This is a genomic window from Lysinibacillus sp. FSL K6-1151, from assembly GCF_038630755.1.
In the GTDB taxonomy this organism is placed as follows: Bacteria; Bacillota; Bacilli; order Bacillales_A; family Planococcaceae; genus Lysinibacillus; species Lysinibacillus fusiformis_D.
In genome coordinates this window covers 3,026,189-3,041,015 of record NZ_CP152040.1, presented here as the reverse complement: position 1 = coordinate 3,041,015, position 14,827 = coordinate 3,026,189, and the positions used below count along the sequence as shown (strand labels likewise).

General features: G+C 37.2%; 13 protein-coding genes. 9 read left to right on the top strand and 4 right to left on the bottom strand.

Translation table 11 applies throughout. The features are described 5' to 3' along the window. Positions 1–130: 130 nt before the first annotated feature. Genes MHI04_RS14665 through MHI04_RS14655 form a run of 3 tightly spaced genes read left to right on the top strand, consistent with a single transcriptional unit; the run spans position 131 to position 2,180 of the window. Positions 131–877, top strand: a complete 747-nt coding sequence (locus tag MHI04_RS14665; protein WP_036120413.1) for an ABC transporter ATP-binding protein — start codon at positions 131–133, stop codon at positions 875–877. A 14-nt stretch (positions 878–891) separates the two neighbouring features. Next, positions 892–1,755 (top strand): metal ABC transporter permease, encoded by an 864-nt coding sequence (locus MHI04_RS14660; protein ID WP_036120412.1) that lies wholly within the window; start codon positions 892–894, stop codon positions 1,753–1,755. Next, a complete protein-coding gene (locus tag MHI04_RS14655; RefSeq protein WP_036120410.1) occupies positions 1,752–2,180 on the top strand; it encodes a Fur family transcriptional regulator in 429 nt (142 codons plus the stop codon). Before MHI04_RS14660 ends, MHI04_RS14655 begins: the two co-directional genes overlap by 4 nt. Positions 2,181–2,246: 66 nt before the next feature. Here MHI04_RS14655 and MHI04_RS14650 read toward each other — a convergent pair whose 3' ends face one another. Both MHI04_RS14650 and serC read right to left on the bottom strand, forming a co-directional pair. Further along, positions 2,247–2,606, bottom strand: a complete 360-nt coding sequence (locus MHI04_RS14650) for a hypothetical protein (protein WP_036120408.1) — start codon at positions 2,604–2,606, stop codon at positions 2,247–2,249. A gap of 274 nt (positions 2,607–2,880) precedes the next feature. Then, positions 2,881–3,969, bottom strand: coding sequence for a 3-phosphoserine/phosphohydroxythreonine transaminase (serC, locus tag MHI04_RS14645; protein WP_271910337.1), 1,089 nt, complete (start codon positions 3,967–3,969; stop codon positions 2,881–2,883). A gap of 415 nt (positions 3,970–4,384) precedes the next feature. On the opposite strand from serC, the gene MHI04_RS14640 reads away from it, so the two are divergent. The 6 genes from MHI04_RS14640 (at position 4,385) to MHI04_RS14615 (ending at position 11,837) form a co-directional block, all read left to right on the top strand. Then, positions 4,385–4,921 carry a hydrolase gene (locus tag MHI04_RS14640; RefSeq protein WP_036120402.1) on the top strand — a complete coding sequence of 179 codons (537 nt, stop codon included), beginning with the start codon at positions 4,385–4,387 and terminating at the stop codon, positions 4,919–4,921. A 275-nt stretch (positions 4,922–5,196) separates the two neighbouring features. Then, complete coding sequence (locus tag MHI04_RS14635) at positions 5,197–6,255, top strand: hypothetical protein (protein ID WP_271910336.1); 1,059 nt, start codon at positions 5,197–5,199, stop codon at positions 6,253–6,255. Further along, a complete protein-coding gene (locus MHI04_RS14630; RefSeq protein WP_271910335.1) occupies positions 6,236–7,093 on the top strand; it encodes a diguanylate cyclase in 858 nt (285 codons plus the stop codon). Before MHI04_RS14635 ends, MHI04_RS14630 begins: the two co-directional genes overlap by 20 nt. After that, positions 7,083–8,531, top strand: coding sequence for a DUF2334 domain-containing protein (locus tag MHI04_RS14625; RefSeq protein WP_342534970.1), 1,449 nt, complete (start codon positions 7,083–7,085; stop codon positions 8,529–8,531). The genes MHI04_RS14630 and MHI04_RS14625 overlap by 11 nt, the downstream gene beginning before the upstream one ends. Then, positions 8,524–9,795, top strand: coding sequence for a glycosyltransferase family 2 protein (locus MHI04_RS14620; RefSeq protein WP_058844123.1), 1,272 nt, complete (start codon positions 8,524–8,526; stop codon positions 9,793–9,795). Before MHI04_RS14625 ends, MHI04_RS14620 begins: the two co-directional genes overlap by 8 nt. After that, entirely contained in the window at positions 9,795–11,837 is a 2,043-nt protein-coding gene (locus tag MHI04_RS14615; RefSeq protein WP_342534969.1) for a cellulose biosynthesis cyclic di-GMP-binding regulatory protein BcsB, read from the top strand. Before MHI04_RS14620 ends, MHI04_RS14615 begins: the two co-directional genes overlap by 1 nt. A gap of 28 nt (positions 11,838–11,865) precedes the next feature. On the opposite strand, the gene MHI04_RS14610 is transcribed toward MHI04_RS14615, so the two are convergent. Together MHI04_RS14610 and MHI04_RS14605 are read right to left on the bottom strand one after the other, a co-directional pair. Next, positions 11,866–12,372 carry a PCYCGC motif-containing (lipo)protein gene (locus MHI04_RS14610; protein WP_036120389.1) on the bottom strand — a complete coding sequence of 169 codons (507 nt, stop codon included), beginning with the start codon at positions 12,370–12,372 and terminating at the stop codon, positions 11,866–11,868. A gap of 80 nt (positions 12,373–12,452) precedes the next feature. Beyond that, positions 12,453–14,747, bottom strand: a complete 2,295-nt coding sequence (locus MHI04_RS14605; protein WP_342534968.1) for a YhgE/Pip domain-containing protein — start codon at positions 14,745–14,747, stop codon at positions 12,453–12,455. Between the last annotated feature and the right edge of the window lie 80 nt (positions 14,748–14,827).

The following is a 14,827-nucleotide window of genomic DNA, read 5'->3' as shown; positions in this document are numbered from 1 at the left end:
TCATGTACACACGCGCAATCAGCCCATTCGAAAAAGCATCTGTCTTCTTTTCTTTACAAAAACTGCACTTTCCTTTATACTTACAATTTGTAAATCGTAATGATTTTGAATTAGAAAGAAGCGATCATGCATGAAAACAACACTTATTGATATTGAAAATGTGTCATTTCAATATGACTATACACACGTTTTAAAAAACATCTCTTTTCGTGTAGAAGAGGGTGATTTTTTAGCACTTCTCGGTCCGAATGGTTCTGGGAAATCAACGCTATTAAAAATCATTTTAGGTTTATTAAAGCCTTTGTCTGGAGAAATAAAATTATTTGGTGAACCAAGTGCAACCTTCAAGCATCGTGAATGGATTGGCTATGTTTCTCAAAAATCTAATGCCTTTAATTCTGGATTCCCAGCAACTGTGCAAGAGGTCGTGAAAAGTGGATTAACGAAAAAAATAGGGCTCTTTAAAAGACCAGGGCGAGATGCTAAAGGGAAAGTTCAAGCAGCTTTAAAAGCAGTTGGCATGGATGCTTTTATGCATCGTAACATTGGCGAGCTATCTGGTGGACAACAACAACGCGTCTTTATTGCAAGAGCTTTAGTTAGTGATCCAAAACTACTCATTTTAGATGAGCCAACTGTCGGCATTGATCATGAGAATGTGCAGTCATTTTATGATATGCTGGCGAAATTGAATCGGGAACAAGGAATTACCATGATTCTTGTCACACACGATGTCGATACGGTATCGAATCGCATTAGCCATGTGGCATGTTTAAATCAAACCATTCACTTCCACGGCTATAAAAATGACTTTGATAATATCTCCCAGGATGCGCTAGACGCTTGGTATGGTCATTCCGTGAGAAAGATTCATTAGAAGGAGTAGGCACCATGATTGAAGCAATTTTAAACTATGAATTTTTACAAAATGCCTTTTTCTCTGGATTATTAATTGGCATTCTTGCTCCATTATTAGGTGTGTTTATTGTTGTACGAAGGTTATCCTTAATTGCGGACGCTTTGTCACATGTAACACTTGCAGGAATTGCGGGGAGCTTATATATCAGTCAATCTGTAACAGCCTTAGCCATGCTCAATCCTATTTATCTAGGAATACTAGCCTCTGTTAGTGGCTCTATTTTAATTGAGCGTCTAAGACGTTTGTATAAACACTATGAGGAGTTGGCCATTCCCATCATTATGTCAGGTGGTATCGGCATAAGTGCCATCTTCATCTCACTGGCTAGTGGCTTTAGCACAGATTTAATGAGCTATTTATTTGGCTCGGTATCTGCAGTGTCACGCCAAGACTTATGGGTTGTAATCGGAATTGCAGCTGTTGTCATTGTCTTTTTGTTTTTATTTTTTAAAGAATTATTTGTTTTATCTTTCGATGAGGAATATGCAAAAGCTAGTGGACTGCCGGCACGTTGGGTTCATCTTTTATTTATGATTGTGACAGCACTTGTCATTGCAGCAAGTATGCGCATAGTAGGGATTTTACTTGTGTCATCATTAATGACGTTACCTGTTGCAGCTGCAATGCGCTTGGCAAAAGGCTTTAAGCAAACGATCATCTATGCTATCCTCTTTGGAGAAACGGCTGTCTTAATTGGTCTAATTAGTGCCTTTTATATGGATTTAGCGCCGGGTGGTACGATTGTTGTCACTTCGATTTTGATTTTGTTACTGGTAATCCTAGGAAAGAAAGTAGCGTTTAAAATGGCTGCAAAGCAGGGGGAGGTAGCGCAATGAATGTTTCAAGAGCGTGGGAAATATTAAAAGAAAATGGCTATAAAAAAACAGATAAACGGGAGTTACTATTAGATATGTTTGCTGCAACAGATAAATATCTGACAGCCCGTGACTTATTGGACGTTTTAAAAAAAGATTTTCCAGGAATGAGTTTTGATACTATTTATCGCAACCTTGCTACTTTTGTGAAGCTGGGGATTTTAGAAGAAACGGAGCTATCAGGAGAACGTAACTTCCGTATGCACTGTGAATCTGCCCATCATCACCATCATTTCATCTGTATGGACTGTGGCAACGTCAAAGAGCTGAATCTTTGCCCAATGGAAATGCTAGGAGAAAAATTGCCTGACTATGAAATTGAAAATCATAAGTTCGAAATATATGGCAAATGTCCAGATTGTAAGCATGAAACGCTGTCAAATTAAAAGACGACAGCGTTTTTTCTATGTAGAAAGAGGGTAGTACCTATATAGGGCTACCCTCTTAACTTATTAAGCTACTGCTACTCTACGGATCGCAACAATTTTATTACAATCTACAATTAAAGGAGAAGCAGGTGCTGCACCTGGCTCAAGGAAGTATGCACAGCAAGTTCGTGGATCGAAAGAAATGAAAGTCACACCTAAGAAGCTAATACCTCCAGATAAGAAGATATCTAGTGTAGTAGCAAGCTCTAATTTTCTTAATTGTTGACAAATACAACTTCTACAGTTGCTGCTCATTCTTGGTGTACATTTTTCCTCTTTTTGACAAGGACATTTCTCAACTTTACGTTGACAGCATTTTTCAACCTTTTTAGGACATTTACAGCCTTGCCAGTTCATCTGTGTCGTATATCGTTTATCTTCCATCGTCTAGACCTCCCTTCCTCTAGTTTCGTAAGGGTAACCCTTACACTAATAATCTATGTTTGGTGCATAACTAGAGGCTGGCGATATGTCCGATAGGCAGCTTAAAAATCTATATTTTTCTCAAAATCTTTTGCATTGTGTAAAGCCCTAAGCTGAAAAATTGCTATAAATATCTAATTCAAATGATTTGTAGGGGGATAGATTTGCATGATTTTTTTAAACAAAAAACGACGAGTCATTACAGAAACGTAATTCGTCGTCGTTTAGTATAAGTCTATTGATGTTTTTGTTGGAACGCTACCATGAAATCTCGTAAAGCCTCACAAGCCTCAAGAGGCACTGCATTGTAAGTGGAAGCACGACAGCCACCTACAGATCGATGCCCGTTTAGCCCTACAAAGCCTGCTGCCTTCGCCTCTGCAAGGAATTGCTTTTCAAGCTCCTCATCTGCAACACGGAATGTAATGTTCATTAAAGAACGGCTATCTGAAGCCGCATGACCTTTGTAGAAGCCATTACTATTGTCAATGGCATCATAAATCACTTTGGCCTTTAATTCATTGTGTTTTTCAATTGCAGCTACGCCACCTTTAGCTTCTACCCACTTTAACACCTCTCCTAGCATATAGATACCAAATGTCGGTGGTGTATTATACAGTGAATTACTATCAGCGTGTGTTGTGTATTTCAGCATTGTTGGGATATTTTTATTGGCTTTCTCAAGCAGATCTTTGCGAATAATGACGACCGTTACCCCTGATGGACCAAGGTTTTTTTGAGCGCCTGCATAGATGATTCCGAATTTTTCAATATCCACTGGTTTTGACAGAATATCACTAGACATATCGGCAATTAATGGAACATTTCCTGTGTCAGGATAATTTCTCCATTGTGTACCGTAGATCGTATTATTTGATGTGATGTGTACATAGGCATCATCTTCATTGAATTGAATGTCTGCTAAAGCAGGAATATTGCGGTATTGGTTTTCTTTTGTGCTTGCAGCTTCAACAGGTGTACCAAACAATTTCGCTTCCTTAAAAGCTTTTTCAGACCATGAGCCTGATAATACATAGCTAGCTTTTTGCTCAGTTGTTAAGAAGTTCATAGGAATCATTGTAAATTGAAGACTTGCGCCACCTTGTAAAAATAGCACCTCATAGTTTTCTGGAATGGCATAAAGTTTTTTTAATAAAGCAATGGCTTCGTTATGTACTTCGTCGAAAATAGCACTACGGTGACTCATTTCCATAATGGACATACCTGAATCACGGAAGTTTACTAATTGCTCTTGAGCTTTTTCTAATACTTCTTGTGGTAGTGCAGATGGACCTGCGTTGAAATTGTATGCACGTTGTGTCAAAGTGGTACACTCCTTGTTTGGTTAATAACAGAACTTTACTGGATTATACCCCAATTTTCAAGAGAAAAAATAAAATTCTTAATATTTGAGCAGAATAGCGACAGACTCGCAACAAAATGGTCACATTTAAGTCTGTTTTGAAGGTTAAATACGAATGAAAAGAAGTTTTGGTCAAATAAATAAGTTGTATATTTCGTGATTTATACATATTGCTGTGATTTAATTCGTGCAATGTTCGTTTTTGAAGATATGGGAATTATTCTACCATTATAGATAAAATGTATAAGAAGCACCAAAACAAGCAAAATCGATTGCAGTACTCTCTATTTTTGAAGAAAGGGACTTCTTACTTTACGACAGGTAAAGCAAGATTTTGTATAATCATAAGAGAGAATAGGAAAAAGAGGTGTTCAAAATGTTTACAGTAGAGAAAGCTTGTTTAGTGGTTGTGGACGTACAAGGAAAGTTAGCGACAATTGTGGATGACAGTGAAGCGATGATTGACAATGTAGCAAAGTTGGTACAAGCCATGCAAGCACTTGAAGTACCTATTTTATGGCTCGAACAAAATCCAAGTCGTTTAGGTGGAACAGCACTGGATATAGCCCAGCATTTACAAGGGCAACCCATTGCTAAAATGGCTTTTAGTGCTTGCCAGGAAGAGGCATTTGTGGAGGCGATGAAGGAAAGCGGACGTTCACAATTTATTGTCACGGGTATCGAAACACATATATGTGTGTACCAAACGGCGAGACAATTGAAGGAACAAGGATTTGAAGTGGAAGTTGTGGTAGATGCTGTGTCTTCTCGAACAAAGGCAAATAAAGAAATCGGGCTAACTAAGATGAATGCACTTGGTATTTATCCAACGAGCACAGAGATGATTTTATACGAGCTGTTACAACGTGCAGACCATGAACATTTTAAAACAATTTTACAGTTAGTGAAGTAAAAGGAAGTTAAAATTGAAACAATTGGTCTGGAACATGCAATCTTTGTAATAATAATTTTTGCTTTTAATAATAATGTACAAAAATATAATGATTTTATATAAATATGGTAGGTGTTCGATGGGTCTATAGACCTTTTTCGGACATCTTTTTTTATGGAAACAGATACGCGTAGGACACTACTCTTATAAAAGCTTCGCCATTCTAATTATTGTATACTATAATAAAAAGGCGGGATTTCATTATAGGGAAATAACGATTAATGAGGATGATGACAATGCGTAAAAATAATAAATGGTTGCTGTTTATAGGTAGTGTTGTTCTTTTTTTGATTAGTTGTACGGTGAAAGAAGTGACTGTTCAAAAAGAACCTCTTTCACCAACGGAACAGTTTGTTATTCAAGATTTACTGAATGATAAAGGGTTGTTAAGCACAGATTTAACAAACCAAAAGGATTTATTTTTATCAGAATCAGTAGGGTTATGGCTTGCGTACCTATTAGAAAAAGACGATCAAGCTCGTTTCAATGACCAGGTGAATGTCATGAAATCCTATTTTTTAACAAATGATATGATTGTCTGGAGAATAGAGGGCTCAAAAAAAGCTACGGTAAACGCCCTGATTGATGATTTACGAATCATTCGTGTTTTACTGGAAGCAGGTGAAAAATGGCATGATTCGTCTTACATACAATTGGGTAAAAACATGGGAGATCAGTTAGTTCAATATGGGATGAATCAAAATCTATTTGTCGATTATGTGGATGTTTATACTCATGATAAAGCCCAGACACTAACAATTAGCTATATTATGCCTTCTGCTTTCAAAGAAATGGAAAAATATGATGTGTTATCACAACAACAAGTTCAGCATCAGTTAGCAATTTTGCAAAATGCGCCACTCACTGAGGCAGGGTTTTTTCCAAAATATTATGATATTCCTTCTAAGAGCTATGTGTTTGATGAGGAACTACACATGATTGATCAATTGTATACGGCTTATCATCTGGCTTCAATGAATGGAGATACAGCCGCATTTAAAAACTGGCTGTTAAACCTTCTAAAAAGAGACGATAAATTGTATGGTCGATACAATGCACAAACAAACGAATCAACAGTTAGCTATGAATCACCAGCCGTTTATGCAATGGCAGCTCGTTATATGATTGCCTTAAATGAGCAGCAATTAGCACAACAGTTCATCGAAAAAATGTCAGCTTTGAAAGACCCTACAACAGGCTATGTTGATAAAAAAACGCAGTCAACGCATAGTTTTGATAATTTACTACCACTATTAGCAGAAAGGGAGGTAGAAAATGCGTACAACAATGACTAAAAATAGAGCGATTTTGGTATATGGGACCATTCTTATTTTACTCTTGCAAATACCTGCTTATTTTTTATTGCGACAGGATGTTGAAGGCTTATTACTATACATGTTTTTAATGCTCTTACTTGTTCTCACCCTTTGGAGAGGGACGGTATTTGGGCTTATCAGTAGCCTTGTCTTTATTTTTATTACAGGATCAACACTTCTCTATACAGGAATATCTGGATCCATGACATTTTTAAATTCTACCTTCTCTATGCAGATATTTTTCATATATGGCATCATATTGCTGCTACTCATTCTTTGTGCTGGTAAGATGCATGAATTAATGAAAGAACAGGAAAACTATTTAAAAAAGTTGCAAGAAGATGTTAGAAAATATGTAGCGATTGATGTTGAAACTGGATTTGATAATGAGGCACGTATGTATATTAGTGTCAATGAGGAAATGCGACGAGCGGATCGACATAAGCATACCTTTGTTTTTATGGTGTTGAAGATTGAAAATTATCGCAAGTTCCAACAACTTTATGGAGCGAAAGAAGTCCAACATTTATGGCAACAGCTCTCTCAAAGGATTCAACAAACTGTTAGGCAGACAGATAAAAAATTTCGATTTCGTGAAGACCATATCGGCTTACTGCTAATTGATACGACGGATGAGCATATGGAAGTTATTTATGACAAATTGGACCAGGCTTTAAAAAATCACCAATTGTTAAATGAAAAATGGGTGACGCTCCGTTATAAAACAAGCTTTTTTACCTATCATCCACTGAAGGAATCAACATTTGATGAATTATTAGAAGAACTGGAAAGAGAGATGAAAACAAGTGCGCTCTAACTATCGTTTATGGTTCGCCATTGGCATGCTTTGTTTTTATACTTTCATCAACCAAGAGTTGGTCTTTGCAGCCGATTCTGATAAGGACGTAGCTTTGATCTATGTCACAAGTAACCAACAGCCAAATGAGGATGTAATCGCATTGCAAGCCATATTGCAGAGTTACACATCAGTAAATGTTGTTTCGATAGAAGATATCAACAAACAAAAGCTGCAACCATACAAACGCGTCGTTGTAATGAACGCCTACCCAACAAAACTTCCTCCTCAAGCACTGTCTGCACTGAATCAATTCAAAGGGTTCGTACTGTTGATAGGTGACAATGCGCTTCAATTTTCACCCTTTTCCAAATGGCAGGAAGGTCCAGTAGTGGAACTTAGAGCGATAGGAGAAGAAAGTTTACATAGCCCTGTGCGGTGGAACAGTTTACTACCAACCGATGATTCAAAAATAATCCAGAGGGCTTTATCAGTAAACCAATCCTATCCTTTTATCATCAGCAAGGACAAATGGTCATTTATTGGAGAATTCATCAATAAAGATACATGGTCCTATCAATGGCCTGCTATTATAGGCGAGCTTTTACAATTACCCAAGCCACAGATACATCCTGGCTATATTGTGTTAACAGATATTAATATGAAAACAGATGTGCAAAAGTTAAAAGAGGTAGTGATGGGATTTTCTGAAAAAAAAATACCCATTGCTCTTGAAGTCACACCCATTTTCATGGATGAGCATGAAAAAAAATCCTATCACTTGCACGACAATAAAAAATTATTAAGTTATTTGCAACAATTGCAAAAGGAAAATTATCCATTTATTCTTTCATCATCCACTACTATTCCAACTGAAAGAAGTCTTGATTATTTAGTACTTCGTAAAATTTATCCTACAGTCATCAATGGTGATAGCCCCTTATTTAAAGGGAGTATACAACAAGGAAATCAACAATTATATCTATCGAAAATTGACAATCGCATCATTTACCCGATGACGGTTGGGTCTATTGACAGTACGGACAATCTTCCTCTATATCCTGTCCAACAGGAAATAGATCGATTATTAAAAGTGCCTAGCTCCATCATTGGTATTCAATATCCAGCCTATTTAAATGCTTCCTATGTAGAGGATCTTGTAGCTTATTTAAGGGAACATCCACAAATCGAATTTTTCGATTTCCGTCATACGAAACAGCAAGTAACATCAGAGAACGTTTCGATTGTGCAGGATGAAAAGGGTAAACAAACTATTCACTTATCGTTTTCGAACTTAGAACGATTAAAAATTTCATTTGATGAACGACCATTTGAGTTAATATTATGGGCGCTCGTTTTCATTGTTTCCCTATTTGTTACATTATTTTTTATAAGTACCTTACGTTTACGTATCACATTACGTAAGAGATTATTTGAGGAGAGGAAAACAAATGGCTAATACATTATTTTTTATTTCACTTTTCCTCATTTGGATCATGTTACTTTATCATATGTTTTTAATGGAGGGTGGTTATTTACACTTTCGTACATTTGAAAAACCGATTGATGAATGGGCTAAAAAAATGGACAAAGTTCCTTCTGTTAGTATCTTTATCCCTGCTCACAATGAAGCGCTCGTGATCGACCAGACACTAAGGGCCATGTCTCGTTTATATTATCCTAAAGATCAACTAGAGGTGATTGTCATTAATGATAATTCCTCTGATGAAACAGGTGCGATTGCAGAGCAATACGCTAAGAAATTTCCATTTATTCGTGTGATTGAAACAGTAGAGCCGAACAAGGGGAAAGGGAAATCCTCTGCGTTAAATTCGGCACTTGCTGATTCAACAGGCGATATCGTAGTGGTCTATGATGCTGATAATACTCCTGAACGGATGGCAGTTTGGTATTTAGTGATGGGATTAATAAATGATCCGAAAGCAGCTGCTACGGTAGGGAAGTTTCGTGTTATCAACGCAGCGGAAACGTGGTTGACACGCTTTATTAATATTGAAACGATATGTTTCCAATGGATGGCTCAGGGAGGGCGTTGGAAATGGTTTAAGGTGGCTACCATACCTGGCACTAATTTTGCTATCCGGCGCACTGTTTTAGAGCAATTAGGTGGTTGGGATGTAAAAGCATTAGCAGAAGATACAGAGCTGACCATTCGTGTTTATAATTTAGGCTACCACATCCGCTTTTTCCCAAAGGCAATTACATGGGAGCAAGAGCCAGAAACATTAAAAGTATGGTGGAAGCAACGCACAAGGTGGGCAAGGGGCAATCAATATGTAGTGCTAAAGTTCTTGAGTCAATTTTTTACCTTAAAAAGAAAAAGTATTATGTTTGATTTATTTTACTTCTTCTTTACGTATTTCTTATTTTTCTTTGGCGTTATACTATCCAATACTTTGTTTATCATTAATTTATTTTATGATATTGGTTTGACCGTTGGCGATATTGCCCTTGTTTTATGGGTATTAGCCTTTTTACTTTTCCTAGGCGAAGTTATGATTACTTTAAGTATTGAAAAAACAGAAATGAATCGAAAAAATTTCTTCTATGTCATACTTATGTATTTTACCTATTCGCAAATGTGGATCGTGCTAGTCGTTTGGTCATTACTATTAGAAATAAAACGCATGTTTACAGGGCAGGAAGTTCAATGGTATAAAACAGAGCGTTTTTCCAAGCAATCAGATAAAGGAGCAGAATAATGAGAACCAAATTCTTCTATTCATTGTTATTTTGTATTGGTTTTTTATGTTTTGCTAACGATGCAGTTGCGGCAACCATTACCGTGGATGACAACATAATTGCAATAGAGGGCAATCAACAGCAGAAAAAGCCGTTATTAGCACAGCCAATCGAATTACAGGGGCCTTCTTCGTCCAGAGATTTTTACTACAATTTAACTGAGGATGTTCCCTCAAATAATCAACAAGTGACATTTCAAATTCAGCATTCAGAACTACTGATAGCACCGTCCTCCTTCACGGTGAAAGTGGATGATGTAGCACTTAAAACAGTGCCATTGAGAGCCGATTTATTAAAACAAACTGTTACGGTCAATCTTCCAAAAGAAGCACTGTTACAAGGCTCACATAAAATAACAGCTAGTTTTTATGGCATTCTGAAAGAAGGAATTTGCGTCGCTCCAGGCAATGCAGGGAATTGGTTACGCATCGAAATATTATCATCTATTTCAGCATTCAGCGAGGAAAGTCAGGCAGGGTCCTTAACAAGTTATCCTGCTGCATTTTTAGGTTATGAGGGCTATGTCACGACGGTTGTTTTACCGAAGCAGGCCTCTGAAGCCACATTAAACAGTGGCTATCAGCTTGCTGCTTTTTTATCCGAACATGGTGATATAGATGTACAGATTAAACGAGAAGATGCTGTTAGTAAAGCGTCAGGTCCAATCATTATCGTCGGGGCGAAAACCGAATTTAGTACAAGCCTATTGAAAAAAATAGTAAACAACATAAGTGTTACGGATGATGCAATGACACTGACAATGCAGGAACTTTTGAATACAGACTCTAATCGAAAAGTTCAACTTTTAGTGGTAACCTCTTCGAATGCTCAAGTGATACAGGATCGACTATCATTTTTAACCGAAGCAAGACTATTCGAGCAATTAATCGGTAATACAGTAGCGATTAAAGATGTACCGACAGTGGAACAGACATCCGACACAACGATTCCATTCCAGCAATTTGGCTTTGAGGACCGACTTTTATCTAGTCAAGTCACAATGACACCTCATTATTATGTTTCCTTGCCGCAACTAGAGGCAAATAAAGAAGCGACGATGCGATTGATCTTAAAAAAATCTGCTACTATACCGAGCAGTAAAGAGGACGAGGATCGAAAATTAGAATTGATTGCTTATATTAATAATGTGCCACATGCTGTAGATTTACGAAAATTAGAACAAACAACATCAGATATGTACGAGGCGATCATACCGATCCAAACCAACGTGCTTAACAAGCAATCAATGACAGATCTTCAATTTGAGGTAACGGGCTTCCAACTTGAAGATCCGTGTGAAACAACTAATGAGCGATACTGGCTGTATATTGATAGTGACAGCACATTGTCCATTGTAAAAGATACAGCAGAGCCAACCTTTACATTACGTGATTTCCCCAATGCCTTTCATGAAAATACGTTAATGGTCATCCCTAGTAACGAAAATATGGATGATACAAAAATGGTGTCGCTTTATAAAGCATTAATGATGAATGGAAAAATGGCGCAAATCACACTGATGAAGGACAAAAATGTCACAAAGGAAAAGTTACAAAAGCATGCAGTTATTTTTACGGGAGATATGGAGCATCTGACATGGCTGTCACAACATGCTACCACGATTCCGCATACAACTAAGCAGTTCATCAAACAAGGATTTTTACCTGAGGCTATTGGTCAATATGCATTTATAACAAAAAATTTCTGGCAGGTTAATGAGCCTTTACTATGGATTCATTCATTTGGAGATACTCCCATAACGGGAGACTTTTATAGCCATTTAAAAGAGACGGATTCACAGATAGCTGCTGCGATTGAAACAAAAGAAGGACAATTTGTAGTGGCAGTGAATCAGCATGCTAATAACGGCGTTATAAACGTAGATAAAAAAGGTGAGATCTCCTATGTCTTAATTGCGGAATTTGTGGGGCTGATTATTGTCATCGCAGTAATTCTATATATCATTCTTCGCAAAAGGAAGAAAAATCAATTGAAAAAATAAAAGCAAAGTCGCGTGCGACTTTGCTTTTTTATGCAGGCATATCAGTTGGTGTTGGCTTTGCATAGCCTTCTTTATAAGTATCATCAATGACCTGACGAATTTCTTTTAGGCTTTTTCCTTCTTTATGCATTTGTGCGGACTGTACAGCAATCTCTAAGCATACTAAACAACGTGTTCCATGATCATCCCAGACGATGGATCCGTCTTCTCGTTTGTCCTGAATAAAGCAGTTTAAATTACTTTTATGGCCTACTGATTCGCCACAACCGCAATAGCATGGCATCCATTCTAGAACCTCTGTCGATTGTCCTGCAAGCTGATAGACTAAACGAATATTTTCCTGTTTATCGTCTAAAAAGGATGGCAGGACATCAGCCGAAGCGGTTTCTTCCTGTATATCACCTGAAGCTTGTGTATGTCCTTCATGTGAAGCGTCATTAGCTTCATGGTTCGATTCAACACTGTTTTTATCTTTACCACATGCACTTAATAATAATAACGCCAATACAACAAAAATAGAAATCGTTTTCTTCAAAAATAGCGCCTCCTACATGTTTACAATACTTCCATTATAACATCGTTTCCGTAAACATTTACAGGCAGTCTATTTGAAAATCAATGAAATATATCTAATCCACGTGTTTTGTTCATGAAATGTTCCATTTTCTCGCTCAATAATTTCTTTAAGAAAAAGCCGAACAGGATAAAAATGAACCAGAAACCTGCTAAGAAGAGGAGATCCACCCAAACTGTGGACCAAATTATCCCTCCTACAGCTTCACGCATTAATTCTATAGCATACGTAAAAGGTAAAAATGGATTGATTATTTGGAAAAACCTTGGTAATAATTCGACAGGATATGTCCCACCAGACCCTGCAATTTGTAGCACAAGCATCACGATAGCTAATGCTTTCCCTACATTTCCAAAGACGGATACGAGTGTATACACAACGGTTATAAATACGAGACTAATGAAAAGACCAAATAAGATAAAGTAAACGGGTGCTTGAATAGAGCCGTCTACTAAAAATGTATCGCCGATGGTAATAATCAATGTTTGGATAAAAGAAAAAGTTCCAAATGTTAAAAGTCGACCAAAGTATATATCACGAATACTGTAAGATGAATTGCCATGAAGATTCACAGATAATAATGAAATTAACAGTAAACAACCTACCCAAATAGATAGCACAGTGTAAAACGGTGTCATAGCTGTTCCATAATTTACAATAGGGAATAAGCGATGCTCCTGCAGTTTAATAGGTTCCTCAAAGAAATTGCGTTCAGCATTGACGTCATTTTTCAGTAATTGCACAATCTCTGCAATATCGGCTTCCTCTTCTAGTGTCCGCAGTTTAGTCGCTAATTCCTTAATTTTTGAGCTTAAAGTCGGAAATTCCGTTTGTATTTTTTGAATAGCATTATTAGCCGTTCCTAGTGTATTTTTAGCCTGTGACAATTTAGCTGTTGCTTGTGGAATGAATTGCTTTACATCCGTCAGCATAGCCGAAGCATTTGTTAATGTTTGTTTAGCACTAGCTAAGGTGGATCGAATTTGTGGCTCTAGACTATCATTATAATAGGATAAAAATTTCTGCAAATTAGTCGTTGCGTTTTGTGCCATGTTTTGAATAGCGACAATATCCTGCTTGACGACTTCCTTATCAATTGGCTTTACTTGTGCCAGTTTATTTAGTACATCGTCATGTAAAGCATGTAACTGTTGTAATGCGCTAAGAGCGTTTGTCGTGGAATCAATGAAGCTTGGTTGATGCTGTAAGGCTTCACGGATCGTTGTAAGCTGTTCAATGAGTGACTGATTCTCTTCGGCATTATTTTCCTGTAAAGAATTGATAATAGTTGTCAAAGACTTCTCTAATTGCTGTCGTGTTAAGGCATCAGCTTGAATTAATTTTTGCAAAGCTTCAAGCGTTTGAATACTATTAGTGATGTTATCTTTGGCGGTTGTCAATTGCTGTTGCAATGCTTCCTTCGTTTGAGCAAAGGAGGATGGATCTAAGTCGATATTATTGAGCTTATTTATGATATCTGAAAAGTGTTGTGCGATAGTTTGGACAGTGGCTACATCTTGTTTGATAACAGGTGACAGCTCATTAAACAGAACATCCGCTTCATTCACTAAATGTAAACCCTTCTGAATGGTCGTTAAACCATCTGTTGTAAGTTGTTCTACTTGAGGTATTTGTGTAAGTGCTTGATTCAGTAATTGATTTGCATCCTGCCCTTGCGTAGAGGCTTGAGTCAAAAATGAATTGATATCAGGTAAATGCTGTTCGATTGTAAAGACATAGTTTTCAAATTTGCGAAAATCAGGAATGTCACGCTCCATTTCAACGCCAATTGTATTAAAAATGGAAAAAAGAGTGCCGTTGACAGTCGACACAAATTCATTCGAAACTTGCTGTGTAAGGACACTTGCACCTTTACTTGTAATTTTAGGGGCAATAGGATTCTTTTTTTCATTTACATAATAATCGATATGAGCTTTCGTTGGTTGATCGGTTAGAATGGAAGTTAGCTTTTCGGAAAAATCATGGGGGATGACAATGGCAGCGAAGTATTCGCCATTTTTTAATTGTGCCAGCGCTTGTTTCTCCGTCTCTAGCTCCCATGTAAAGCTATTATTAGTACGTAAATTCTCTATGACCTCTTTTCCAACATTGATGGCATCATCTCTAACAGTAGTTCCCTTATCTTCATTGACTATTGCGATCTTCATATTAGCTGTGTGGGCGTACGGGTCCATGGAAGCATAAATATTCAACCATGCGTAAAGAGAAGGCAGGAAAATAAGTCCACCTATAATGACAGCTACGACCCAATTGGTAACAATATTTCGGATATCCTTTGTATAAATTTGAAAAACATGCTGGAACGAGTTTTTCATCTAAATCACCCCACATTTCAAAATTTGCATGATCTCTCATTATGTATGTTCCCAAATATACTTAAAATTATGTTATAAAT

Coding starts and splice junctions, on each gene's coding strand:
- MHI04_RS14665 (WP_036120413.1), top strand. CDS start 131: ATGAAAACAACACTTATTGATATTGAAAATGTGTCATTTCAATATGAC.
- MHI04_RS14660 (WP_036120412.1), top strand. CDS start 892: ATGATTGAAGCAATTTTAAACTATGAATTTTTACAAAATGCCTTTTTC.
- MHI04_RS14655 (WP_036120410.1), top strand. CDS start 1,752: ATGAATGTTTCAAGAGCGTGGGAAATATTAAAAGAAAATGGCTATAAA.
- MHI04_RS14650 (WP_036120408.1), bottom strand. CDS start 2,606: ATGGAAGATAAACGATATACGACACAGATGAACTGGCAAGGCTGTAAA.
- MHI04_RS14640 (WP_036120402.1), top strand. CDS start 4,385: ATGTTTACAGTAGAGAAAGCTTGTTTAGTGGTTGTGGACGTACAAGGA.
- MHI04_RS14635 (WP_271910336.1), top strand. CDS start 5,197: ATGCGTAAAAATAATAAATGGTTGCTGTTTATAGGTAGTGTTGTTCTT.
- MHI04_RS14630 (WP_271910335.1), top strand. CDS start 6,236: ATGCGTACAACAATGACTAAAAATAGAGCGATTTTGGTATATGGGACC.
- MHI04_RS14620 (WP_058844123.1), top strand. CDS start 8,524: ATGGCTAATACATTATTTTTTATTTCACTTTTCCTCATTTGGATCATG.
- MHI04_RS14615 (WP_342534969.1), top strand. CDS start 9,795: ATGAGAACCAAATTCTTCTATTCATTGTTATTTTGTATTGGTTTTTTA.
- MHI04_RS14605 (WP_342534968.1), bottom strand. CDS start 14,747: ATGAAAAACTCGTTCCAGCATGTTTTTCAAATTTATACAAAGGATATC.